Annotated in this window: 16 protein-coding genes and 2 rRNA genes (1 of these 18 running past the window's edge); 4 read left to right on the top strand and 14 right to left on the bottom strand. The window is 39.9% G+C overall.

Annotated features, from left to right (window positions below):
- The first annotated feature begins 534 nt into the window (after positions 1-534).
- The 4 genes from CA2015_RS09195 (at position 535) to CA2015_RS09175 (ending at position 5,465) form a co-directional block, all read left to right on the top strand.
- The gene (locus CA2015_RS09195) at positions 535-1,695 is read left to right on the top strand and encodes an amidohydrolase family protein (protein WP_240477953.1); all 1,161 of its coding nucleotides are present in this window, start codon (positions 535-537) and stop codon (positions 1,693-1,695) included.
- A 22-nt stretch (positions 1,696-1,717) separates the two neighbouring features.
- Positions 1,718-3,037 carry a Gfo/Idh/MocA family protein gene (locus CA2015_RS09190; RefSeq protein WP_048641639.1) on the top strand — a complete coding sequence of 440 codons (1,320 nt, stop codon included), beginning with the start codon at positions 1,718-1,720 and terminating at the stop codon, positions 3,035-3,037.
- Between the two features lie 702 nt (positions 3,038-3,739).
- Positions 3,740-4,144, top strand: coding sequence for a hypothetical protein (locus tag CA2015_RS09185; RefSeq protein WP_048641638.1), 405 nt, complete (start codon positions 3,740-3,742; stop codon positions 4,142-4,144).
- Between the two features lie 865 nt (positions 4,145-5,009).
- The gene (locus tag CA2015_RS09175) at positions 5,010-5,465 is read left to right on the top strand and encodes an Hsp20/alpha crystallin family protein (protein WP_084011709.1); all 456 of its coding nucleotides are present in this window, start codon (positions 5,010-5,012) and stop codon (positions 5,463-5,465) included.
- 93 nt (positions 5,466-5,558) lie between these two features.
- Here the strand turns inward: CA2015_RS09175 and CA2015_RS09170 are convergent, their stop codons facing one another.
- The 14 genes from CA2015_RS09170 to CA2015_RS09105 all read right to left on the bottom strand — a co-directional run.
- Entirely contained in the window at positions 5,559-6,572 is a 1,014-nt protein-coding gene (locus CA2015_RS09170; protein WP_048641636.1) for an amidohydrolase family protein, read from the bottom strand.
- 665 nt (positions 6,573-7,237) lie between these two features.
- Positions 7,238-8,590 carry a Gfo/Idh/MocA family protein gene (locus CA2015_RS09165; RefSeq protein WP_048641635.1) on the bottom strand — a complete coding sequence of 451 codons (1,353 nt, stop codon included), beginning with the start codon at positions 8,588-8,590 and terminating at the stop codon, positions 7,238-7,240.
- 594 nt (positions 8,591-9,184) lie between these two features.
- Positions 9,185-9,484, bottom strand: a complete 300-nt coding sequence (locus CA2015_RS09160; protein ID WP_048641634.1) for a type II toxin-antitoxin system RelE/ParE family toxin — start codon at positions 9,482-9,484, stop codon at positions 9,185-9,187.
- Positions 9,485-9,715: an addiction module protein gene (locus CA2015_RS09155; RefSeq protein WP_048641633.1), complete on the bottom strand. Its 231-nt coding sequence runs from the start codon at positions 9,713-9,715 to the stop codon at positions 9,485-9,487.
- A 1,142-nt stretch (positions 9,716-10,857) separates the two neighbouring features.
- Positions 10,858-12,006 carry a DUF4221 family protein gene (locus CA2015_RS09150; RefSeq protein ID WP_048641632.1) on the bottom strand — a complete coding sequence of 383 codons (1,149 nt, stop codon included), beginning with the start codon at positions 12,004-12,006 and terminating at the stop codon, positions 10,858-10,860.
- Positions 12,007-12,080: 74 nt separating this feature from the next.
- A complete protein-coding gene (locus CA2015_RS09145; protein WP_048641631.1) occupies positions 12,081-13,499 on the bottom strand; it encodes a sulfatase in 1,419 nt (472 codons plus the stop codon).
- Positions 13,500-13,552: 53 nt separating this feature from the next.
- Positions 13,553-16,201, bottom strand: coding sequence for a DUF4962 domain-containing protein (locus CA2015_RS09140; protein WP_048641630.1), 2,649 nt, complete (start codon positions 16,199-16,201; stop codon positions 13,553-13,555).
- Complete coding sequence (locus CA2015_RS09135; protein WP_169786474.1) at positions 16,198-16,920, bottom strand: DUF1961 family protein; 723 nt, start codon at positions 16,918-16,920, stop codon at positions 16,198-16,200. Before CA2015_RS09135 ends, CA2015_RS09140 begins: the two co-directional genes overlap by 4 nt.
- Positions 16,921-17,092: 172 nt before the next feature.
- Complete coding sequence (locus CA2015_RS09130; protein WP_048641629.1) at positions 17,093-18,895, bottom strand: RagB/SusD family nutrient uptake outer membrane protein; 1,803 nt, start codon at positions 18,893-18,895, stop codon at positions 17,093-17,095.
- Positions 18,896-18,927: 32 nt separating this feature from the next.
- The gene (locus CA2015_RS09125; protein WP_048641628.1) at positions 18,928-22,260 is read right to left on the bottom strand and encodes a SusC/RagA family TonB-linked outer membrane protein; all 3,333 of its coding nucleotides are present in this window, start codon (positions 22,258-22,260) and stop codon (positions 18,928-18,930) included.
- Positions 22,261-22,424: 164 nt separating this feature from the next.
- On the bottom strand, positions 22,425-23,507 hold the full coding sequence (locus tag CA2015_RS09120; RefSeq protein WP_048641627.1) for a FecR family protein: 1,083 nt from the start codon (positions 23,505-23,507) through the stop codon (positions 22,425-22,427).
- A 206-nt stretch (positions 23,508-23,713) separates the two neighbouring features.
- The gene (locus CA2015_RS09115; RefSeq protein ID WP_048641626.1) at positions 23,714-24,319 is read right to left on the bottom strand and encodes an RNA polymerase sigma factor; all 606 of its coding nucleotides are present in this window, start codon (positions 24,317-24,319) and stop codon (positions 23,714-23,716) included.
- A gap of 191 nt (positions 24,320-24,510) precedes the next feature.
- A 5S ribosomal RNA gene (gene rrf, locus CA2015_RS09110) occupies positions 24,511-24,622 on the bottom strand.
- Between the two features lie 98 nt (positions 24,623-24,720).
- Positions 24,721-26,228 (bottom strand): 23S ribosomal RNA (locus CA2015_RS09105) (it continues 1,382 nt past the right edge of the window).

Below are 26,228 nucleotides of genomic sequence, written 5' to 3'. Positions count from 1 at the left end.
TTTGGTGACATTAAAACGCCAGGCCAAATAAATTTCATCTATCGGTAAAAATCGAAATCGATATAACTGACTGCTAAATATTATTATAACGGAGAACCCCGGCAGGGGTGACATTTTTGTAGACACGGGTGATAACCCGTGGATAGCTAATTGAATACCAACAGATTTTGGCGGTATTGTTGCTTTTTTTTCACAACAATGCTGACAAAATCACAACCAATACTAGCTACCTAAAACCGCATCCCCCATCTCTATCCATGATTAATCTTTATTACAAATAAGCTCGCTGTCCCTGATAAATAAATTTCACGCTTGAAAACCCTTATTCTTCAAAATGATATATCTAATCTACTGTTTGATTTGTCATCAATAGATAAAAACATTAAAAAAATTCTACTATTAATAATTCCTTTGGCTAAATTAAAGCATTGAAAGATAAGCTATGAATCCAATGCACAGATATTAGAATTATCTATGATCAAAGCTTATGCTTCAAAACATTCATTTTATACCACAAACCACACAGCCAAAACCATGAAAAAAATTATCACAGGAGCCAAGACATTTATTTTTTCCTTATCAATGATGGCACTTTTCACTTTCTGTGGATCTCCACAAAACCAAGAAAAAATGGCTGAGCAAACACAAGATACTTACTATACCATGGAAGATTTTGGGAAGGTAAAGAAGTTTGATACCCATGTACACTTTCGCAGCCAATTCGACACCCTTTTCATAAAGCAGGCAGCCAAAGATAACTTCGGTATGTTGACCGTAAGTGTATATACCTCACCGAACAGGACACCAGAAGAGCAGGAAAATTTCGCTTTAAAAATGGTCCGCGATTATCCTGATATCGTTTCCTATGCCACAACATTTTCTCTGGATGGATTCAATGATAAAGATTGGGAAAGCAAGACCCTGGCCTATTTGGAAAAATCCATTGCCCATGGGGCCATTGCGGTAAAAGTTTGGAAAAACATAGGCATGGAATTGAAAAATGAAAGTGGTGAATTGGTGACCATCAATGACAAGAAGTTTGAGCCCATCTTTAAGCTCTTAAAGGAGAAAGACATTACCTTATTGGGCCATCTTGGCGAACCCAAAAATACCTGGTTGCCATTGGAAGAAATGACCGTACAGGGAGACAAGGATTATTTTAGTGAAAACCCCAAGTACCACATGTACAATTTCCCGGACTTCCCTTCCTACGAGGACCAGGTTGGAGCACGAGATGAGATGTTGGCCAATAACCCTGACTTGAGATTCGTTGGGGCGCATTTGGGAAGTTTAGAATACGATGTCAAGGAGCTGGCAAAAAGGCTGGACCAATTCCCCAATATGGCGGTGGACATGGCCGAGAGAATTTCCCACCTACAATACCAGGCCATCAGCAATTGGCAAGAGGTACATGACTTCTTTATCAAATACCAAGACAGACTAATTTATGGAACGGATTTGAGAACCGGAGCATCCGATATACAGGCCAAAGGTTTGACCGAATCGGATGAGATTGCAGCCCATGCCCATGAGGTTTGGTTAAGGCATTGGCAATTTTTCACTGGAGACGATGAAATGAATGTGCCAAAAGTCGATGGTACCTTCAAAGGCCTGAAGCTGCCTAAAGCAGTTGTAGATAAAATTTACAGGTTCAATGCTGAAAAATGGTACCCGGACTCCTCCGTTAGTTTTTAAACTTTAAAAAATTAAAAATACTATGAATTATCTGGACCGCAGAAATTTTCTAAAACTATCCACCCTGGCCCTCGGAGGCCTATCAGCAGGTTTGCTATCCAACCCTTCCTTGGCAAGGGGCTTCAAAAAAAACCTAAGACTCGGCTTTGTCGGTATAGGAGGTCGAGGCTCTTACCATCTTGACACCGCACTGGGAATTACCGGGGTAGAAATCCCTGCCATTTGTGACATTGATCCCGAAAACCTTTACCGGGCCAAGCGATGGATTGAGGAATCCGGTCAAGCGAGCCCAAAGCTTTATGACAAAGGGCCGACAGATTTTATCAGGATGTGTGAAGAAGAAGAGTTGGATGCGGTAATCTGTGCGACCCCTTGGGATACCCATGCGCCCATTTGCCTGGCGGCCATGAAAAATGGGAAACATGCAGCCTGCGAAGTACCCCTAGCCCAGACCTTGGAAGAAGCTTGGGAATTGGTAGAAACTTTTGAAAAAACGGGGAAGTGGGCCAGCATTGTATTGGGCGGTTTTGGAGACTTGACCATGCTGAACATGGTGCGAAAAGGACTTTTAGGAGACATTCTCCATGCAGAAAGTGGCTATATCCATGACCTGAGAATGGTGAAATTCAACCCCGAAGAAGAACCCTGGAGGTTACAGCCCGCCATAGACAAGAACGGCAACCTCTACCCTGACCACCCCATGAGAAACATAATGCCCTTGCTTGACATCAACCATGGGGACCGATTTGATTACCTTGTTTCCATGAGCACCAAATCGGGCATGCTCAATGAATACGCCAAAGCCCAATATGGAGAAAAGCACCCTTATGCCACTAAAAAAATGGCCCTGGGCGATTATAACGCTTCACTTATCCGTACTATCAAAGGTAAAATGATCACCCTCAACCATGATACCCATACCCCCCACCCCAGGGAAAGTTTCCGACTTCAAGGTACCAAAGGGATTTATTTAAAGGAAAGGGAAAACCAGCGCATTTATATTGAAGGAAGAAGTCCGGAAGCACATCAGTGGGAACCTGCAGCACCTTATTTGGAAGAATATGCCCATGATATCATGAAAAACTATGCCCCACCGGAAAGAAAGGGAGGCGCCATTCGCGGACATGGCAGTGGTGGCATAACCCAAACCCCCATCAACTGGCACCGATTGATCCTTGCCCTGCAAGAAAACAAACAACCAGACTGGGATGTGTACGATTCAGTAACCAGTGCGGCCATAATCCCCCTTACCGGCGCTTCAGTAGCCGACAAAAGCAGGCCAATAGATTTCCCGGATTTTACCAAGGGAAAATGGGAAACCAGGGCAAAGCTTTATTCTTAATTAAGGAATTTATGAATGCCCACCAACTGCGAATAAGAATTGAACTACTAAAAATCTAGAGTCAAGGTTTATTGAATTACTTGTTTCGTTGCCTTAACACAAAATTTACTTCGTAATGGAGGATACTAAGGTAAGTCGAAAGACAGCGGCGAAGTATCTCTATCAGTTAGATAAAATTATAATATGAGCAATCAGAAAATTTGGAAAGACAATTACCATAGAAACAGAAGTCTTTATGCTTTTACAAAATATTGGTAATATTCTTGACCCGCATATCAAAGAAGAACGGTTTAACTCTTCTAATTTTGATATAGGAAATCGCCCCGTGAAGGATAGTTATTTTAATGCCTTTGATACAAGATAAACTCGGCAAAGAACTTATTTAGCCAAAGCTGTCTGCCTCAAGTTAAAAATTAGTATAACCTGATTCCGTGGGTATTGCTGCAAATAAAAGGTAATAATACCGCCAAAATATCGACCTTTATTAGAAATTTCTTCAAAATAGGATTAATTGTCTTATTTCTATTTGATTCCTATTACTAAACCTTTATTTTAGTATTTAATAATATAGTAGAACGGAATAGTGTGAAAATAGGCATTTTTTAAAATTCATTTAATGTTTGATTATAACAGTCGCCGTGCACCATTAAAACCACTCCTAATTTAGGTTGAATTAATACCTAACTTTAATAGAGAATCAAAATGAAGACAACATTACTTATTCTAATCTCCTTTCTTGTATTTTCATGTAATCCTTATGACAAAGAATTTTCGATAGAAGGTGAATATTCTATCGTTGATTTTACAATGACCCCCGAGTTTGCAAAAGATTCAATTTCACGAAAAGATATATTGCCTATTATTACTAGTCCTAACAGCACATTTATTTTTTCAAAGGACAATTCAACTGTTAATATTGATCCCAGGTTTGGTATGGAATTCTTTGGAGATTCCATTTATCAATATGAAATGGAGAATAAATTTATTGCCTTAACAAATAATGATAAAACCATAAATGTCCCATATAAAAATGATAATGGAATAATAAGGCTATTTATTGACAGGAAAGGAATTGAGCAATTTTCAATTATACCAGCTAAGAATTAGTATACGTTTGGTAGATAGATTAAACCAAAAATTTTCTTCCATCACAAAAGTTTTTAAAAATGATGGAGAATAATGAAAATTCAGTTCCAAGTGAGCTCAAGCCTTATTGATTCAACAAAATTTTATACTATCCTATTTCTCGAAATTTCCTGCTCACCAAGCCAAGAGGTATCCCAATGAACTTTTGAAAAGAAACTAACAACAGCACACAGTCAACTTTCGGCTAGCTTTGTTGTTTATTTCTATTTAGCAGAAGGAACCAATAGGTCAATGTAAAAACAAAAATCAAACCAAAAATGAAAATTCCCCAACCATACAAATAATGGTCGGATAGGATTTTTAAAGCGGAAAAAACAATTACTCCTATTGCAGAAATTATTAAGGTATATAATAAATTTTTCATGATTTATTTACTTAACATTTTAAAGAACAGCCCAACTAGGTATAATAATGGATAATGGACTAAACACTCAACGCTGTCTGTCATTTACCTCCTATCACTCCATTAAATAAGAAATCAAATCCTAAAGATTCTTATTGCTAAGGTTCATTTCTAAACCTTACAGCATCAATGAATTTTTAATCAAGCCATAATTCGCTATCTACTCCTTTGAAAAGGTAACAAAGCCCACTACTAAGTTCTATAAATCTTTACTGCCTTCAAAAGGAAAGGACTCCTATTACAGTATCCTGCCACATCGTCACACTCAACTAAGAAAACAAGCCATTATGTCATTAATCAAATGTATAAATATGACGTATTGTCCTGTTTATCAATGCTTTGAACAATTTTTCCAATTGGCATTTACTTTGATTAAGATTAATAGGTATAAAAAGAAGTTAAAAAATTAAAACATTTATAGCCATGACACTTATAAAAACAAACGGAAGAAAACCACAGGTCCCTGAATTTAACAATTGGTTGGATCAATTATTTGATGTACCCTCCTCTTTTGTTTTGGGAAATCCTGAGAAACGATTCAATGGTAACAGCCCAGCAGTAAACATTAAGGAAAACGACAATGAATTCCTTTTAGAAGTAGCTGCTCCTGGATTGAAAAAAGAAGATTTTAACATCTCCTTTGAAAAAAATCACCTGATCATTTCTGCAAGTAAAAAGTCCGAAACAGAGGAAAAAGATGAGACCCATAAAGTAAAACGAACCGAGTTTCATTACGAAAGCTTCGAAAGGTCTTTCTTACTTGAGGAAGACAGGGTAGATGTGGATCAGATCAACGCTCAGTACCAGGATGGAATCCTTAAATTGGTCATTCCTAAAAAAGAAGAAGACAAAAGAGTGAAGCAAATCACTGTATCTTAATCGGGAATAAGTCCTGAAGTAAATTATAGAAAGTTCCTTGGTTAGCCAAGGAACTTTCTTTTGTTATATTCCCAATAGATTCCATAGGTTTGCTTAGCTCCAGCCGAAAAGTTGTGCTGCATTACCACCGAGTATTGCTGTCTGCTCCTGTGAGGAGAGGTGCGAGAGGTGCCCCAACAAGTCCTGACGGTAGCGGCGGTAGGAGTCTGGTGTCGCATCTGTATTGAAGCCCCCGCCATAGATCATCCGTTCTGCGCCCCAGGCATTGGTCAATTGGCGGATGATCGGCCTGATATCCTGGTGAGGATAGTGCTCTGCTTTTGGGATCGAGGCTAGCTTCATTACTGTGTTAGGATAGTCAGCCCAGCGCAATACCCTGGCATATTCCTCTGGTGATCCTTGAAACGGACGCCCAAGATGATCGATGATCACGGTGGTGTCAGAGAATTCCTGAATGTAACGCTCAAAGCCTGGAGCATAGCGGGGTTCGAAATGCAACTGCACAGCAACGCCGGCATCAGCAACACTACGCCACCATTTACGGAGTTCCGGTTTCCCAAACGGAGGCAACCGATCGGGAGCGTAAGCATGAACCCGGGACGCAATAATACTCCCTTCACGGTCCTTCAAAAATGATGGCATGGCAGCCAAAGAATCAGGCTGGTCAGCGAAAAACAAGCAGGTACCCTTCAGTCGGCCCCCACCAACTTCTAAACAATGGTCAAGGTAGCGATGGTCGTCCTGGTACGGTTCCGGATGGACAACGATTGCGTACTTTATCCCTGCTCCATCCATACAGCTCAGCAGGTGTTCTACGGCGGCAGCGGAATCAGGTCGATAGGGTCCGTTGGGATGATAAGGAAATTCATTGCTGTCGGGGCCAGCAAAACAGTGCAGATGGGTATCGACGATCGGCAGATCGCTGTAGGTCTTCTCCGCCAGCGACCTCGAAGTCAGGGCAAGGCTTGCAATTGATCCACCTAAGATCCCTAGGCAGTCACGGCGGTTGATGCAATTCGTCTCGTGGCCTTTTTTCGATTGGCTTTGTTGCCTGCCGAAATAAATGGCTGTTGAATGGTCAATTGTATTAAAGGGTTTCAGTCTCAAGGCTATATGGGTTTGGTTACAACTCCTAAAAGTTACTATAGTCTTCCTAAAAAGCCAAATGAATAGCTAAATGGAACGGTAAATTATTCGTTCGAAAAGGATTGGCTTGATTAAACCCGAAATAGGCAATAAAAAATCTATTAGGTGCTGAAATCGCTTCAACTGGGTAATAAAGAATATTCTATTTTTAGTGCTTCTAGATCAGTAACCCATCTGAATAAGCCTGATAAAAACTTTATTACCCCTTGGTTTTCCATTCCTTGACCATTTCTGCTAGCCCCGTTATTAGTCATGATTAATTTTTCCCAGCAATCAGGGTAATAGGCTTTTTCTAATGTCTCAAATAGTTTGTTGTGACCAGAATATCAAGCAGAATCCAATTTAGCTTCTTGTTAGTAATATTTGGTAAATCCCCCTTTAAGGGGTAAAGGGGAATTTACCAAATAGGACTTGACTCGTCCTAAAAAAAGTTTACAGATTATTGTTTAAATATTGATATAGGTTTAAAATTTCGAAAAATTCCCTCAGCTCCTTAAAGGAGATTGGCGCCATTTAATTATCGAGCTCAGTTTATAACTTATACCTTCCGGCATCGAACCAAGGAATTGTTATTTATTTCATTTAAAACCTTTAACCAATAAATTTTCAATGTACTGTGATCTATTCTACCAAAGGTCTTCTCCGTAAGACCATCCTTCGCGAACAGGTTCTTTAATGTATGCATCTAACTCTGGACGGCCAATGGCTTTCATGTTTTTTTCGTCGTATTTAATCGTTCCGCCAAAACGTTGGGCAAGTACACCTACAAGTCCCATTTCTGTTAAGTCTGCACCATAATCAAAGTTTGAGCCCGGCAAGGTGTCGTTTTTAATGGCAGCCACCCATTCTTGTACTGGTTTTTCTTCCTCAACTCTCGGGATGGTCTCTGCTGGTTTATTCTTTTGGAAATCTGCCCATTCTTCTTCAGGAACAAGTAATCGAGGATTGTTTGGACGACCTCCATGGTAAAGTGTCTTCTTAGAACCAATCATAATCATCCCATTGTCCGGCATTTCTTTAAGCCCATACTCTTCCTTCAATTCGGGTTTGCCCATGCCTTCAATCCATTTCATAGTAACTGGTGGTTTATTCCCACGAGCTCCAAATTGCCATGTTATCGTAGATTCCTGGGCAATCATACTGTGATCTGGAACTTCAGGGTTAGGTACCACGGCATCTACTGTATGTGGCATTCCCAGATCCAAAGCCCAAAAAGGAGCATCTAAAGTATGACAACACCAATCGGCCATTGCTCCGCTACCGAAATCGTAGAAAGTTCTCCATGATTTGGGTGCATATTCATTATTAAAAGGCCGATCAGCTGCAGGACCTTTCCATAAATCCCAATCTAAACCCTCAGGTACTTCGTGTTCTGGAAATGGAAACCCCTCGGGCTTTGAGAAATATCCATCCGGATTAAATGTTGTTGGGCCTCCCCATCTAATTACTTCTTTTACATCTCCAAGAATACCTGCATCAAACCATTCTTTTACTAATCTAATTCCATGGGTTGTATGTCCTTGATTTGCCATTTGCGATACGATACCATAATGTTTTGCTGCTTTTTTCATGGTGCGGCATTGCCAAATATTATGCACTAGTGGTTTTTCAACCAATACATGTTTTCCAAGTTGCATGGCAGCCATTGCCGCTGGGAAATGGGTGTGGTCAGGTGTAGCAATCATAACGGCATCAATTTCGTTGGCCATTTCGTCGAACATCACCCTGAAATCTTTGTACTTTTTAGCATTAGGTACAGTTTTGTATGCTTGCTCAGTCATTCTGTCGTCAACATCACACATGGCCACAATATCCTCTACGGCAACCTGGCTCCAACTGGCACGGCCTCTGGCTCCTACACCAATCATTGCAAAACGCAATTTTGTACTTGGTGGACGTTCAATAAAATTAGGGATGAATAATGCTCCTAAACCGGCTGTTGAAGCTGATTTTAGAAATGTTCTTCTTGTCGATTTCATTACATTCTTTTGATTTAGGTATAACTTGGCTATCTAATTTAAAAACCCAAATTGATTTTTTTTTAAGCCGGTTTAAGCACTGGCAAAAAGACAAAGGGTATCTAATTGGAGCCAATTTGGTTTATCTCCAGTCAAAATACTTTATTTTTTTGTCTTTTGGGCATAAAACACCTCTGATTTGTATATTTTGAGCTAATAGATTGTACAACCACCGTATACCCATAGGTTAATCCTCCGATCTGGTCTAAGTTTAGCGAAGCGTAACTTAGACCTAAAATGAGGAAAGTTTTCAACTTTCGGTATTGAAGAGAAGCGCTTTTTAGGTTGACTTCGGCTCCGCTCAGTCACCTATACCATAGTCGAAGAAAACAATTGAAGAGGAATAGGATTCATTATAAGTTGTAGATAAATTTCCGCCATATAGATTTTCGGCGTTAAGAAATTTAAGTAGGAATTGGCAAAGCCACAAACATTGTTTGACGAAGTTTTTGGAGTCTGAACCCTATAAACAACAAGTACTAAATAAAAAAAACTAACGCAATTTCATTGATGTGGGAAAACTAGATGCTGCACCACGATATTTCTAATCAATTCTTATTTTCTTTTTGTCCATCTGCCGGGATCAAGTGAAGTATGAAATACACCCACAATAATCACAATCTTCTTAAAATCATCAACGGTATAATGAATCATAAAAGGAAATATATCCAATACAGCAGTTTGAACGGTATCGTATCGAATGGATGAAATTTTAGGGTTTTGTCTTATAAGCATAACCTTGTTTCGTACTGCCTGGATAAAGCGATTACCCAAACCTTTTTCTTTAGAATTGTACCAAGATGCCGCCTCTGAAATATCTTTTTTTGCAAATGGTAAAATTTCTGAATTGTACATTTACAGGTCTTTTTCAATACTGTCCATAGCTGAATCAAAATCCAGTGCTTGTTCAGCATTATTCTTGAAGTCATCAAGACGTTTCTTCACTTCTTCCTTTTGCCAATCCGGAATGTCAATCTTTTCCTGATCTATTCCCTTGTATTTAGCCTTGAGTTCGTTCCATTCGGAGATGGGAATATATACACCCGTGGTTTTGCCCGTACTATCTGAAATATATTGAAGCTTCATAATCACATTAATTAATTTGAGCGTTCGCCACTTGTAAAACAGCATCGAATTTGTTCAACTTTTTCTTTTTTGATCTCCTATTTTACCTTAAATAAGGATAAAACAGTACTTTTAAGATTATCAAAAAAAACTGCCTATCTTAATGATAACACTAAAAATCATTTGATTTTCGCTCTTTCCAAGCGGTCTTTTTTCACAACTATCGATTGAATACCCTTAAAAATAAGGATTTTTCTTTATTTTAATAATTGAGTATCAACCAATCAACGGAAAAATTTGATTTATAGTTTACCAGTTCTTTTTCTACTTTGATGTCAATACTTGGTAAAACTAATATCTATTCGGGTTCAATGGATAATTACATGGCCCTGAAAGCTGATCACAGTAGAAACACATAAGTTGTGAATTATTAAAACTGAATACTTTAATAAATTAAGTCCATAAATTTACAGAAGGAAAAATATTGAATCAGAGCTATTTCGAGTTAAACATTCAATGGATGGTTTAAACAGCTTTTATTTTTTATACATAAACTGACTGTAAAACGTCCATTTCTTCTCCCCAGATCCACTACCACTATGTTTCTCAGGGCAGGCGCTGAGTTGAATTGCTTCAGGACAGGCCCTGAATAAGACAGGTTAAACATGATGAAAAGAAACGAACCAAAGAAAAATCTAGCCATAAGAAATCTTCTATAACAAGGCCCTCGCACCCTCGTAGTTTTGGCCCAGCCACCGCGCTCTTAGTTAGGAAATTCCATTAAATTTCCACATCTGGTCTAGGATTAGCGAAGCGTACTTTAGACATTATAAGTGATAGATAATTTTCCCCCTTGTAGATTTCGGCATCAAGAAATTTAAGCTAGGATTGGCAAGGGCACAGGCTAATTTGATCAAGATTTATCAATGGGCTTCAAAAAAAGACAAACGTAATTGTGAAAGGCTAAAATTCAAGAGGTACCAGTGAGCGTCGCCATAAATTTTAGCCAATAAATACTTAGCGGCGCGAATTTTCTTGGAGTCTCGGGACAGCTGAGTTACTTTTTAAACCACTGATCCAACTCAGGGCAAAAAATAACAATGGTCTTAGAAATCGCATTTGGATTAATCATACATAGGGTCCCAAAACCTAATTTAAAGACGTCAAAACTGAAAATCTATCACTGAAAACCCCAATTCATCTGCTACATTAACATTGCTCCAGAGTTTGCCCTCTTTAAAAAACCCACTATGAGGCACATTTGTAAGTCCTTCCAACCTTGTCTCTCCAACAAGTTCCAGATCTTTTGAAAAAACCATCAAGAATATTTCCATTTTGCTTTCTTTATATTCTGTCCTATGTGAAAACACTCTACTAGCAAATCGAAAATACAATTGGGAAGCCTCGTCCCAAATAAAATTCCAGTGACTGATTTGAGTTGCTATTTTTTTGACTTCTACTTCAAATTCTTCATTACTATGAACACGGTTTTTTATTTCTCCCTTTTTTTCCAATGGCACAATTTTGAGAGGAAATTCCCGATAGGAAATGCTATCCAAGGAGGGATCATATCTATAAATGCCGTTCCCCACAGTACATGAAATAATGACTTCGTCATTCAAATGCTGCAAATAAGGAAATTCTATTTTTAAACCACCCCCTTCACCACCTCCGGTCCTGATAGTGAATGCATTGGCTTTATTGAATTCAGGTAAGGCTATAATTCTTTTTCTTTTTCCATAAGAATTAAGGACGGCAAGGTAATACTCCCTAGTTTCATAATTCACCGGAAGTGAATACAATTGATCCATAGTTGAATTAAACACTATTCTGTTAGTTAGAGAGTTTAGGTCAACAGAAAACCCATCAATTATATCCGGCAAATTAAGGTTCCACGACCTTATTTTTTCTCCTGATGCATTGATAATACTCGGACTCTGAAAACTGGGAAAAAAGAACTGGTCTTCAGATATAGGCTGGAACATAAATGTGAAGCCAGGACTATTCGGCCCTTCCTTTTCGATGAAAAATGAATCAATAAACGCTAGTGAGTCAAGGTCAATTTGATGTATTTTGAAAGTTTTATTATCCAAAATATAAAAATACCTGGCTTCTGGAGACAGGGTGCTTATATAGGGAATTCCATAAGTTATAAGTTCTTCCCCAGCATCTACCATTATAGTATCCACCGAAATAGTTAACCCCTCTAAAATATTGCTTTTTTCAATGGCTAAGGTCTTCTTCTCAGAAACTGGTTTTTCTTTACAAGAAAAAACCATTAGAAAACTAATTATTAGAAATAACCTACTCATAATTATAAAACTAGATAATTAATACTTAAAAGCCTAACCCTTAACTCTAAACAAATTAACTAATTAGTTTTATATCAATAAGCCAATAAGTCCTCCAATAAGGCAGGATTTACCTCTTTTATATAGGCTTTCATCTGAAGGTCTAGTTCATTCGCTTTACTTGGATCTATCTCATACAAATCCTTTAATTCCCCAAAATCTAAAGGCAGGTTATAAAGCTCCAATTTTCCGGTTTTCCAAAACCTGATAACTTTGTAATCTCCTTGAATAATAGCAGAATGTGGATAGGCCTTGCTGTACCGGTGAAAGATCAGGTAATCCTTTTTTCTGCTAACTTTTCCTTTTCCTCCTGAATGAACAATACCTGCAAAACTTCCACCATCCAGGTTCTCGGGCAAAGGCTGGCTATAACCTGCCAATTCACCAATGGTCGGTAAAATATCCCAACCTCCCACGGATTCGTGACTCATTACCCCTGGTGCTATTCCAGGGCCTTTAACCATAAAAGGTACCCGTATGCCTCCCTCATAAAGGGTCCATTTTCCACCACGTAGGGGAAAATTCCGCATGGGTTTATCGAAAGTTTCAGGATGTAGCATTTTTTGCTTGGATGAAACCGGAGGAAGGAATTCAACCCCTCCATTGTCAGCCATAAAGATGATATAGGTGTTTTCCGCAATACCGAGCTGTTCCACCTTCTCCATTATTTCACCCACAGTTCGGTCCATGTCCTCCAACATCCCTGCCCACCCAGGATTATTGTGCTTCACTCCTTTTGCCTTATTCAGGTATTTATCAAGGGTAGTTTGCTTGGTCTGAATGTCAACATGAGGGGCATAATGGCTAATTTGGAGGTAAAAAGGATTGCCTTCCCGGACCTGTCTTTGCATGAAATTAATTGCCCTTCCTGTTATGGTGGTGCTCCGCTTAGGGTCATCATTGATGAACAATCCCTCCCACTTATCTTCTTTATTAGCCATTAGATTTCCGTGGGAATTGCGGGTATCACCGTCACTTTCATCATAGCCCAAGTCTTCCGGGAAAATCTCTGCCCTTAAGTCCCACTTGCCAAAATGTGCAGTTTTGTAACGCGGATCTATGGCTTTCAATAAAATGGGAATGGTAATTTTCTGCTCCTTGGAATAGGGCTGGTAATTTTCGGAGAAGGTTTCATCTCCCTGCCTTGCAGGCGTCTGACCAAATAAAATACTCCGTCGGGAAGGAGAGCAAATGGCTGCGGGTGCATAAGCATTGGTAAAACGAATCCCTTCCCTACCCAACCTGTCAATGTTGGGCGTCTCATAATAATCACTTTTTGATTCCCGAATCCGGTCATCCATGCCTAAGGAGGTGCTGCTCCAACCCTGATCATCGGTAAGTATAAAAATAAAATTTGGCGGAGCTAACTTCTCTGGTTTATTGACAAGTTTAAAGCTCCCTGCACCAATCAACGTTATAACGAAGAGCATAAAAATCAAAAGTATTCTTTTCATGTTTTGGGTGTTTTTCGGTTGAATTGAAAGCTTAATAAATTAGAAACCATGGTTCACTTCTGTTGGCCTTTTTGAAAATAATTGAACCGGGATATCATTTCATTGGGAAATTGGTCTTTGATCTCCAAGAACAAAGGGGAATTGTCTTTAATAATTCCCATTCGGGTACTCCCCGGATGTTCACCACTAAATATTTGATCTCCTAACTGAAGAGAATTTCCATGTGAAGAAAAAACCGTCTCTGTTGCCTCGTTATGGATTTGAAGACCAGGTTCAATCTCTGATGCCAGATTTGCAGTTATGTTCCAATCTCCTATCTTGATTGTTGCAATTCCATTTTCAATTTTTCCTTCCATCAATTCAGTATCTTTAACTACTTTCCCAGCTTGAATGACAGCAAAAAACCGCATTTTAGCCGCTTTTGATGTGCTGCTTGCCTTGAGATGATACTGGTTATCCTTATAGGACTTTAGACTCCCATCTTCCTTTAGCGTTTTTCTCCAATTTACTGCTGCTACCTCAAAAGTGTCGCTTAGGTGAAAGGTCAAATCTTCTGAAGCCCAGAGCCTTCCTTTTCCTGCTCCATTCTCCAGCTGTACAGCAAAGGTTTGGTTATTCTCGTCAATTGTCATTTCCTCGAGGCTATGGATGAGCCAGGACCAATCCACCTCCTTGGTGGCCTCCAACTCATCATAGAAAAGGACCACATCAGGTTTTAGCATTACCAGGTGCCTAAAGTTTTTCACTACGGAATATTCCTCACCAGTTTCTTTACTCTGATAAGCTTGAGAAGCATCTCCTTTGGCATAGGCCAGCTCATCCGCCTGCAGAAACCTGGCAATCCATCCAAAAGCTTCTGTGCTATAAGGTTGGCCTGCCCCGTCTACCAGTATGCCATTCTGACTTTTTGTATGCTGGTACCAGCCTGTACGGTGAGGGTCTTTCATAGATACCTTATAACCGGTTCTGTAAAACAGTTTTTTCCCACCATAGAGAATATTGAAAACGTTTTGGTCGGAAAGCATGTGCCCATAGGAGCCAAAGGGACTGGAACGCATCGCTACCATGAGGTTATCTTTGGTGTTGGTAATCTCACTGTGCATGGCCACCAAGCCTATATCTGTAAAAGACCTTCCCATAGGCAAGTCCAGTTGCGTAGGTAAATCGGGAATAGGTAAATTACGGGTCTTTGTAAGCCGTATCCACCTGAGGACGGGCTCCTCTGATAGGTGCGATTTATCGTATTTTAAACATTCATTTGAATACCAAACAGCCCTTGGGTTTCCCGTTAATTTTGCCAGCTCCAGGGCAAAGGCCACATAGTCGACACCTGGTGCATTCACTTCTTCTGAATTGTCAGCAAATCCATCTGAGGCAGTACCTGGAGGAATATGGTAGATCATCCAATCGGCTTGGTTTTGGTACCAGGGATGTGCATTGATAAAGTCAAACCCTGTGAATTTTTTTATGTACAAGGGAATGTCTATCATGGTCTCCATATTCATACGGAAATAAGAGACGCCTTCTGACCACCCACCATCCATACCTCCCAATACTGGAGCTCTTGCCAGAAACAATTCATAGGCATAAGCCATCCACTTGGCTGCCTCAGGTTCATCCCCATAAACGGCCAGGCTTGTTTGAAAAAAATAATGAAGAATATGTTGCCATACATGCCCACTCAATACCTTGGCCTCTATATTGTTTACCCAGTCCTCGTAAAAATGGGATGCCCTTGCTTTAATGGATTCAAGTAAGGTTGATTTTTGCTTTTCACTAAGCCTGTCATAAAAAGTGTCATAAACCATGGCCATGGCAAGCATGCAACGTGCATCACTAAAATCATTGGTACTCGATACGCCCTTTGGGTCCCAATTGCTTACTTCAATGGCCATTTGAATGGCTTTCTCAGCATAGACCTCTTTGCCACTTAAAATATAGGCCTCGGATAAGGAAACTACAGCATCATAAACTTCAGTACCAAGTTCCTTGCTGGCATCAAGGCGAAGCTTTCTTTCCTGTTCTGCCTCTTCTCCTTTTCGTTTAGGCATTCCATCCTGCTCTTTAGGTATACCTGCTAGAAGGGCTAATTCAGCATTATTTATAATGGCTCGGGTATCTGCATTTGGCTCCAACCGACGAAGTTGGCCTAGTTCTGGTGCAGTAGCAAGTACTCTTGGGTGCTGATTTGGCAATGACCGTAAAAATTGTTCGGCACTGTGGGATACCATCGGAATGGCTCCATCGTCCACTTTAAAATGCTGCACATTAGACCAATCCTCTCCACTTTGCTTGAATTGCCAATACCAGGAACCACTTTCCAGTATTTGGTGGGGGTTAAACATTGCCCAAGGGCTGTTTTTTATTTCAAGAATTTTATTCGGCGTAGAAAAATCTTTTTCAGTAGATAACCGAACATCGTAGTGGATATTCTCCCCCTTTATTAAAGGCCATCTCAATACAGGGGGATTTAGCTGGGCAAGCATTCCTGCAGATGGTTTAGGGTAATCCAGGTAGCGTGGATAAACCACTTTCAAAAGATTGGGTTTTTGAAGAAATGCCAACTCTTGCATCTTTTCCCCACATCCGAGAATTATTAGGCCACAAAACAGAACAAAACCTAGGGTAAGAAAGCTATAATTTTGGATAGGCTTGCTGCTTAAGCCATATGGAACCATTAAATTATCTTTAAGCTTTTTCATTTACCAAGCTCCCACACCTTAAAGTTTTTGTACCTAAAATGGGTCCACTGCATCTGTCTAAACCCTATTTTTCCCCCTTGTAAAACTGGACCATAATCATTCTTATCCGTCCAGTCTATTATTTTCCGACCATCGACATACATGATTATACGAGAATCGTCTTTTACCAATTTAAGTTTATGAATTTCTTTTGAGGCTACAGGAATGCCAGGTTCTTCTTGCTGCACCAGATGAAAGCCACTGTTTTTTCTTAGATGTGAAACCTCTCTTCCAGGATTGTCCCTCCCGTTGGCATAGTAGGAAATGTGGTAAGTATTAAAATCTTCACTCTTGGTATATTGACTAAATGTCCCATCTCTCAACGGAAAAGAAGAATCAAATAGGTCCTCTCCATTTTTACCTTTGGCAGCAAAAAACAGGATACACAGGCCGGCCTCAGTATTTAGGTTTTGAGCCTCCCATTCGGCAACAAAACTCCCTGGAAAATCTTCCGGGCACCAAAAAACATGGTGAAATTCCTCTTGGGGCGAGTACATTTCCATCCAGCCATTCTGAAATTCCACTTTACCGGGGCCTTCCATTACCCAATCACCAACAGCTTCTGCTGACCTCATAGTGTTTTCATAGATCAGTTGACCTTTTTGAATTTCCGGCGATTGTCCAAAGCCTCTGTTCTGGAAAAAGCAAAAGACAATAAGCAGGAAAAGTAACCTTTTCATTTTGGATTGAAAATTCATATGACTTTATTTTTAAGTTTCATAAACCTTTGATCTGAATTAGGGAATTCATTATAGCCTATATTTAGCGGAATGACTCCAAAATGTCAGATATCAAAATGGGAGAAAATTTCTTTTCCCCCATTTTAATCACTTTTCTTTAAGATCATAGCTGTCAATAACCTGGATTTTGCGAAATAGAAGGTTGAGACCTATCAATTTCATGCTGAGGAATCGGTCTCAACAAATGCATTTCCGATAAATTCCCATTTGCCTTGGTCCAGAAATTGTACTTCTCGGTTCTTTCTATCAGTTTTTCTGTTCTTTTCAGGTCGAACCACCTGTTGAATTCCCCCATCAATTCCCTGGCACTTTCATCAAGGATCATATCAATGGAAATAGTAGAGGGAGTGGCCCGATATGACTCTGTTTCCAATGAGCTGAGGATCTCAGGAAATTTTGCTTTCTGGGGATTTACTCCTTCACCTACGGAACGATCCAGGACTTTATTATAGTAGACTTCTGCGCTTCCCAAGGCTCCTCCTGAGGCCCCTTTCACAATGGCTTCAGCCGCCAAAAGATAAGCCTCTGCAGATCTGAACAAAGCAAAGTCGAAAGTACCATAACCATCCCCATAAGGAATATTTGGTTCCCAGAATTTCCACATGGATGGTCTGGTAGCAGTTAGTCTTGAAATGGCTACCCCACTTATAATTTGCTCATGATTCATCACTGCATATTTTTTTGATCCTCCCTCATCAATACCTTTATCTGCACCATAAGCAGGCTGGTTCCATGGCGTCCAATATGCAACCGTATCACCTATTTCATAGCTTACCGTCAAGTTGGGATCTTCGAAACTATAGGCATAATTATTTACGGGTTGTAAAGCATAAATCACCCTTAAAAAATTATGGGAATACCGTACATCCAATTGAGGGTCAAACATTCTATACAAAGAAGGGGTCGGTTCGTTTTGGGCCAGATTTCTGTTATAATCACTAGTCCTACCGTTACTTCCCACCAATTCCCCATTTCCAGGGAAAATGGAATGGTAATAATTACCTGGTTCTCTGTTGTCCCCCTCATTGGCATTGGTCAAAACATCATCGTTGTATTGAATTGCAAAAACCACTTCACTGTTTCTCGCATCCTGCTGACCAGTATATTGAGTGAGCGGATTTTCGGATCTGATAGGGAAAAGATTCTTGTAATTTTGCACCAAGGGGTAATCTTCGATCACTTTATCTGCATAGGTCAAGGCCTTGTTAAAATCATCCGGACTACCTCCCAAAGAATTATTAAAATTCCAACCTCTTGTCAAATATACTTTTGCCAAAAGAAATTGGGCAGCTCCTTTGGTCACCCTTCCATAATCAGTGGCCTCGACAGGAAGTGCAGCTTCTGCTTCTGTCAGGTCTTTTAAAATTTGGGTATAAATATTGGCAGAGGATTCTCTCACTACCGCCTTATTGGCCGTAATGGTTTCTTCTAAAGGCATGGGAACATCTCCCCAAGTCTGTACCAGATAAAAATACGACAAGGCTCGCAAAAACTTGGCTTCACCAACCCTAGCGGCTTTAGTGTCTGGATTGGCAAATGTAATGTCATCCGCCCTGCTGATGGCAGCATTCGTTCGACCTATCTCACGGTAAAATATATCCCAAGGCCCGGTAAAGGTTTCTGAAGTAATGTTCACATAAGTATCAAGCGAAGGGCCCTGTCCCACTGCTTTTTCACTCCAGCCTCCATTTTGGAAAAGGTCTGTTCCGGGTAAAGCAATGGGGTATTGGAGAACAAAATCCCGCAATAAAGGATAACATGATTTAATTAAGTCCTCATATCCGGCTTCTGTGGTAATGTAGGAATCTGTAGTAATATTTGAAATGGACTCTTCCTTTAAGAAATCCTGGCATCCTGCTCCACCAAACATCAGTAGAAAATACAGGACTATATATTGAAGGTTATATCTTTTCATTTTTAAAATATTTTAGGTTTCAAATAGGGAAATTAGAAGGATGCACTAACTCCAAACTGAATTATGGAATGGGGAACATCATCCTGATAGGTGCCTGAATTAAATTCCGGGTCCATCCAAACATTTTTTTCCTTAGTAAAAACATAAACATTATTGGCCTGTCCATACAGTCTCAAGTTGCTGAACTTAATGGCATTAAGCAAATTACTAGGTAAGTTATACCCCAGCGTAATGTTTGAAATCCTCCAAAAGCTAGCATCTTTATATTGTATGGCCTCCCTGTACGGATTGTTTTGCCAAACGCCATAATAATCATTGGTAGGATTATTTTCTGTCCAGTAATTGAGGTTTAAGCCATTGTAACGGTTACTACCAAGGTCTCCCATGGTACCTTGCAACAAGCTGTTCCTATACTGCACACCCTGTCTGGTATAAATAAAAATAGAGAGGTCCCAATCTTTGTAGGTAAAGGTATTACTAATACCTGCCATCCATTTCGGCAACTGATTTCCTAGGATAACCCTGTCATCTATACCTCCTGAAGAAGAGATCGTACCATCATTGTTTTGGTCCACCACTTTTACTGATCCGGGAACCTGTCCATAAGTCAAGGCTTCTTCTGTTTCATCCAATTGCCAAATTCCATCAAACTCATAATAGTAATTTGAATTTAAGGACTGACCTACAAAAAGTTTATTGGCGATGTCCTCCTGAACCGTTCCCCCGTACAATTCTAAAATTTCATTGTGATTTGAGGAGAAATTGATAGAGGTATTCCATCTGAAATCTTGGGTTTGAACATTCACCGAATTAATGGTTACCTCAATTCCTCTATTAAGTAATTTTCCAACATTCGAAGTTACAGCCCCAAAGCCTAGTGAAGTAGGAATGGCCACATTTTGAATCAGGTCATTGGTTTTCTTATTGTACAGTTCAACTTCTGTATTGATTCTGTTACCCAAAAAACCCATATTGATACCCAAATTGAATTCCTCACTGTTTTCCCATCTAAGATCAGCATTACCAATATTCCTAGGCGCATAACCATAAGCAGGATTACCATCAAAATCATAGGCCGTTCTACTTAGGTAAGCCTGCGTAGAATAAGGAGCAACTACATCATTCCCAACCCGACCATAACTTAATCTCAATTTTAAATCAGAGAAAAAATTCAGATTTTGAATAAATTCCTCATCACCAAGCCTGTAGGCAATGGCTGCGGATGGAAAAAAAGCCCATTGGTTGCCTTCTGCCAAAACGGATGAACCATCATACCTGCCTGTTAAAGTCAATAAGTATTTGTTATTGAATATGTAATTTAACCTGCCCATATAGGACATTATTGATCTTTCCACCAAATCACTACCTACACCGTTGATTTGAGCCGCAGTATTCAAAGCATAAAAACTTGAATTATAGGCCAGGTTTTCCACTCGAATGGTAGAGGTTTCGAACCTTTCCTGAAGGGCACTTTGAACTGCAGTAATATTAAAGTCATGCAGCCCTCTTTTTATTTTATAATTAATGATATTGTCCCAGGTATAAGAACCATTGAAGGTAAAATCATTCCCAGCACTGGGAAGTTTATTTATCCTGCTTTTGGAATCGGCTCCTCGAAATTCTCCTCTTCTGCTGTTGAATACAGATGCTGACAAAGAAGATTTAAAAGAAAAGCCTTCAAAAGGGGTGAGTTCTATGTATCCATTGCCAAGAAAATTGGAAACCCTTGTTTCATCCTGAAAATTTTTGGCAGCCACTTCCGTCAACGGGTTGTTGACCTGAGTATCCTTAATTCCCATCCAAAAGGCATAGCCATCAACGTTTTTGTCATTGGTTTCGGTAGGGTTGCTTAAATCATCATAGTAGATAGTACCGGTAGGTCTTGCCCTGTAAGCATTTCGTAAGGTTTCAAATGAACCAGTACTTAGAATACTATAAGTATAATAGGTATTAAAGCCTACTTTAACTATATTATTCAATTTGCTATCCATACTACCCTTAAGGTTAAAGCGTTCATATCCGGTATACAAGACATTGCCTTTTTCATTTAAATATCCAGTGGAGAAATAATGGGTAGTATTTTCATTTCCACCTGAAAGGGCCACCACATGGCTGGTTTGGAGAGAAGGAGAAGTTACCTCATCTACCCAATTCACTGACTTGCCACTTTGAACATTTTCCAATTGTGCAGTAGTCCAAACCACCTGGGCATTGGGATTCTCAGCAATTACCACATCATTATAAGCAGTATAAAACTCTTGAGCATTCATTAGGTCTGGTAAGAAGGCTGGTGTTTTAACTCCAGCATATCCTTCATAGGTAACTTTTGTTTTACCTTTAACTCCTTTCTTGGTAGTGATTATTATTACTCCATTGGCTCCCCTGGCTCCGTAAATCGCAGAAGAAGAAGCATCCTTCAAAACATCCATTGAAGCAATGTCACTTGGATTTAAGGTGTTTAATCTCCCTCCCATAACCCCATCAATTACAACCAACGGTTCGTTACTGAATCCAATGGACTGCAAACCTCTGATATCGATAGTATAATCAGAACCTGGACGGGAATTGATTTTATTTACATTGACACCGGCGACCTGACCTTGAAGGGCTTTAGCTGCCTGGACAGGATTTTGTCTTACAATCGCTTCTGAATCGACAGAACCTACTGCTCCGGTTAAATCACTTTTCTTTACTTCTCCATATCCCACCACCACTACTTCTTCAAGAGCAGAGGCGTCAAGCACCAATTGAATATCCAATGTGGACTGATTCCCTACCTTTACATTTTGGGCTTGATAACCAATGTAAGAAAAAACCAAGGTGGCTCCTTCTTCAACTGTAAGGGAATATTTTCCATCCAAATCAGAAACCGTGCCCGCAGTAGTTCCTTGAACAGTTATAGTTGCACCTGGCAAAGGTGAACCTTCATCATCCGTTATAGTACCCGAAACAGTGACGTCTGCCCAAACTTTGTCTACATCTATTTCCGGTTTAGAAGAAGATTCGGCTTTTCGAACATGGATATTATTATTTACCTGCCGGAATTGAAGTTTGGTTTGTCCGGAAATTGATTTCAAAAGGTCGTAAAGACTTTGGGTTTGATTGGTTGCAGAAACTCTATCCACATTTTCCATTTCTTTGGCTGAATAGACAAAGTTAAAACCTGAAAGGTCCTCAATAATACTAAAAGCTTCTTCAACTAGAATATCGTCTAATGAAAGCTTTATCATCACCTCTTCTATATCCTTAATTTGGGCATTCCCATTGTGACCAAAAAGGAAACTCATGGTAAAACACTGAATTAGAAAGGCATAGGTGAACAGTTTTGTCATGCGTATAACATGGAATAGTACAAGTTTTTTCATATCTTTACTATAATTATTTTAGACTATTGAACAATGGTTTAATTAATTTAGGCGGCTTACCTATCACAAAATTTGTATCCGCTAATTTTGCAAGCCGAAGATGTTGACGCATCTTCGGTTTACTTTTATACTTCGATTTTAATTCATAGGCATTTAATATTGGGTTAAAATCTAATTTCAACTTTATCTTTATTGATTGTAAATTTAAATTTGGAGGCATAACTCAAGCCTTTTAATACATTTTTAAGCGTTTCTTCTTTAAATTTTCCGGAGAAGAAAATTTCTTCTCTAGGTATATCGTGAACAACAATTTTAACCCCATACCAATTTTCCAAGACGCTAATGGCTTCCTTCAGAGAGGTTTTATCGAAAAAAATCGTTTTATTTGTCCAGCTTAAAATTTTATCACGGTTAAACTCCCTTTTCTTTAGTATTCCCTTAGTATGATCCAATAAAAGCGCCTCTCCAGGGTTCAGTAATTGGGATTTAGCATCAAATGCAGTTTTAACAGCAACTTTACCTTCTAACAATGCTATGTCAATTTGATCGGTATTATACGCATTCACAATAAAAGAAGTCCCCAATGCAGTCACTTTCGAATCTCCACTATGAACAATAAATGGTCTTAGGCTATCTTTGGCAATTTCGAAATATGCTTCACCAGTAAGGAAAACAGACCTAGTCTCCAGGTCAAAATTCTTAGGATAACGAAAAGTAGAACCAGAATTAAGCAATACTTTTGTACCATCTTTTAAAGTCAATTGCATCTTTACACCAGGTTCAGATTTTTTCACCTCATATACGATAGGTTCTTCCTCAATTTGAACGGTTTTAGTGAAAAAAGAATGGGCTAAAGCACCAACAAAAACGAGCATAATGGAAATTACTGCCACCTTAACCCATACAAAATTTTGCCGATTATTCCTGAAATGTTTTTGTGTCGATCCCTTTAAAATACCAACAGGATGAAGGGGAATAATCTTCAACATCTCATCTTCTTTGTCAATTGATAAATCCTTATCAATACTATCCCAAAGCAACTTTTGGTCAATTTCAGAAAGATTAAATTTTTTATGGGAAAGGTTTATGATTATTTCTCTGGCATGGATTGCTTCATTTAATTTAAAAGGCATTTTCTCAAAAACACCCTCCCAATATAAATTGTCAGATATAGTTGGTTTTAGAACCCACCTTTTGAAATTGGGATCCAAAACAAAATCTTCCACTTTATATCGCCTAATATCCATAATTATTGAATTCGGGGATATAATACATGAAAGGGACAAACCTATCCTTCGTTTGACAGTTATTTTTAAAAATTTACATTTTAGACAAAATCAAACCAGTATTATATCTAAAAGAACAATTAAATCAAAAAGATTTATAGTTTTAATAAATTGGAAGTTAGAAAAGTTAGACCAGAGTTAATTAATCTTAAAGATGATACTATAACCTAGAAAATTAATAATAAAAAAATAACAGCTATCATGTTTCTTTTTAATGAAACTAGGGACTTCCAGGCAAGAGTATAGGCTGATTGAAGATTTAGGCCCATGATATGGGCAATATCTTCGTAGGATTGATTGTCAAAAAATAGATAATGAATAATTTCTTTTTGACGCATGGGTAATTTATCAATAGCTATTAATAATTTTCTCTTTTTCAATTCATCTGTTTGTCCATCAAATGACTCATCGGCTATGCCATCAAGTATCCCCACTTCTTCATAATCATCAAGTGTTTGGGTACTGTACCGTTTTTTGTCTCTGCCAACTTCTCTGTAAATTCTATTGCTTAAACATTTGAAAAGGTAAAGTTTGATATTGTCTGTATTCCCGAGTCTATTTCTGGAATTCCAAACAGTTAAAAAGACATCATGAATGCAATCTTTAATTAAACTTTTGTCTTGCTTGATAGACATGCCCAAACTGTAAAGTTCACGTGAATACCTTAGATAAAGGCCTTCCAGACCTTTCTTGTCTCCATTTTTTATTTGTTGCCAAAGGATCACTTCATCAGAATGATCAATGGAATTAAACTTAAATGACTTGGTATACATTCTAATTAAATTGGGCTTATCAGAATGTTAATGTAAATATTAATCTATTAAAAGAAAAATATTTCAGACGAAGTACGGAGTATTTTATGAATAATAAATACTCATATTGGGTGAAAAGAGATCGTTTTCGATATATATTTAATTAGAAAAAAGGGCAAAAAAAAAGACCCTTAGATTTCTCTAAGGGTCAATGAAGGCGGCGACCTACTCTCCCAGGTGTAACCCCAGTACCATCGGCGCTGCAGGGCTTAACTTCTCTGTTCGGGATGGGAAGAGGTGGGTCCCCTGCGCCGGGCCGCCTAAATCTTCGTGAAGCTCTGATAGCTTTCACTTAATTTCTTTAATTATATAAATGTCTCAAGTAAATTGACTTGTCTTGTGGAAAATGCAACGTAGCAAAGGTGTTCAAGTTTTCGGGCTATTAGTACTGCTCGGCTATGTCATTTCTGACTTTACACCTACAGCCTATCAACGTCATCGTCTCTGACGGCCCTGTTTAGAAGTCTCATCTTGGGGCGAGTTTCGCACTTAGATGCTTTCAGCGCTTATCTCTTCCCGACTTAGCTACCCGGCGGTGCAGTTGGCACTACAACCGGTACACCAGCGGTCGGTCCATCCCGGTCCTCTCGTACTAAGGACAGCCCCCCGCAGACTTCTCACGCCCGCAACAGATAGGGACCGAACTGTCTCACGACGTTCTGAACCCAGCTCGCGTGCCACTTTAATGGGCGAACAGCCCAACCCTTGGGACCTTCTCCAGCCCCAGGATGTGACGAGCCGACATCGAGGTGCCAAACCTCCCCGTCGATATGAGCTCTTGGGGGAGATCAGCCTGTTATCCCCAGAGTACCTTTTATCCTTTGAGCGACGGCCCTTCCATTCGGTACCGCCGGATCACTATACCCGTGTTTCCACCCTGCTCGGCATGTACGCCTTACAGTCAAGCTCCCTTATGCTATTGCACTCCACGCACGGTTACCAAGCGTGCTGAGGGAACCTTTGGAAGCCTCCGTTACTCTTTTGGAGGCGACCACCCCAGTCAAACTACCCACCAAACAATGTCTCCCTGTTTCAGGGATTAGATACCAGGCACACAGAGGGCCGTATTTCAACGGTGGCTCCTCAACGCCTAGCGACGCCGATTCACAGCCTCCGGCCTATCCTACACACCGTGTACCCGATACCAATGTTAAGTTGCAGTAAAGGTTCATGGGGTCTTTCCGTCCCGTTGCGGGTACGCGGCATCTTCACCGCGACTACAATTTCACCGAGCTCATGGCTGAGACAGTGCCCAGATCGTTACACCATTCGTGCAGGTCGGAACTTACCCGACAAGGAATTTCGCTACCTTAGGACCGTTATAGTTACGGCCGCCGTTTACTGGGGCTTCGGTTCAACGCTTCTCTTGCGATAACGTCCCCCCTTAACCTTCCAGCACCGGGCAGGTGTCAGGCCTTATACTTCATCTTACGATTTCGCAAAGCCATGTGTTTTTGATAAACAGTCGCCTGGGCCTTTTCACTGCGGCCTGCCTGACCGAAGTCAGGCGAGGCGCCCCTTCTCCCGAAGTTACAGGGCCATTTTGCCGAGTTCCTTAGCCATGATTCACTCGAGCACCTTGGGATACTCTCCCCAACCACCTGTGTCGGTTTGCGGTACGGGCGACCATACGCTTAACGCTAGAGGTTTTTCTTGGAAGCTCTTAGGACCACTATCCAATTGTCCGAAGACGCTTGGTACTATCAGGTTCGGCTAAGACTGCGCATTTTACTACAGTCCAAATACCTACACCCTTTAACCCGGTATTCCGTCACCGGGCGGGTCTTTCAACACTCCGTCACCCCGTCACCTGTATGGTCGGTATGGGAATATTAACCCATTTTCCATCGGAATCCCCCTTCGGGTTATC

It is taken from the genome of Cyclobacterium amurskyense, assembly GCF_001050135.1.
Classification (GTDB): domain Bacteria; phylum Bacteroidota; class Bacteroidia; order Cytophagales; family Cyclobacteriaceae; genus Cyclobacterium; species Cyclobacterium amurskyense.
The sequence above is the reverse complement of the archived record's forward strand: the minus strand, read 5'-3'. Positions and strand labels throughout refer to the sequence as shown.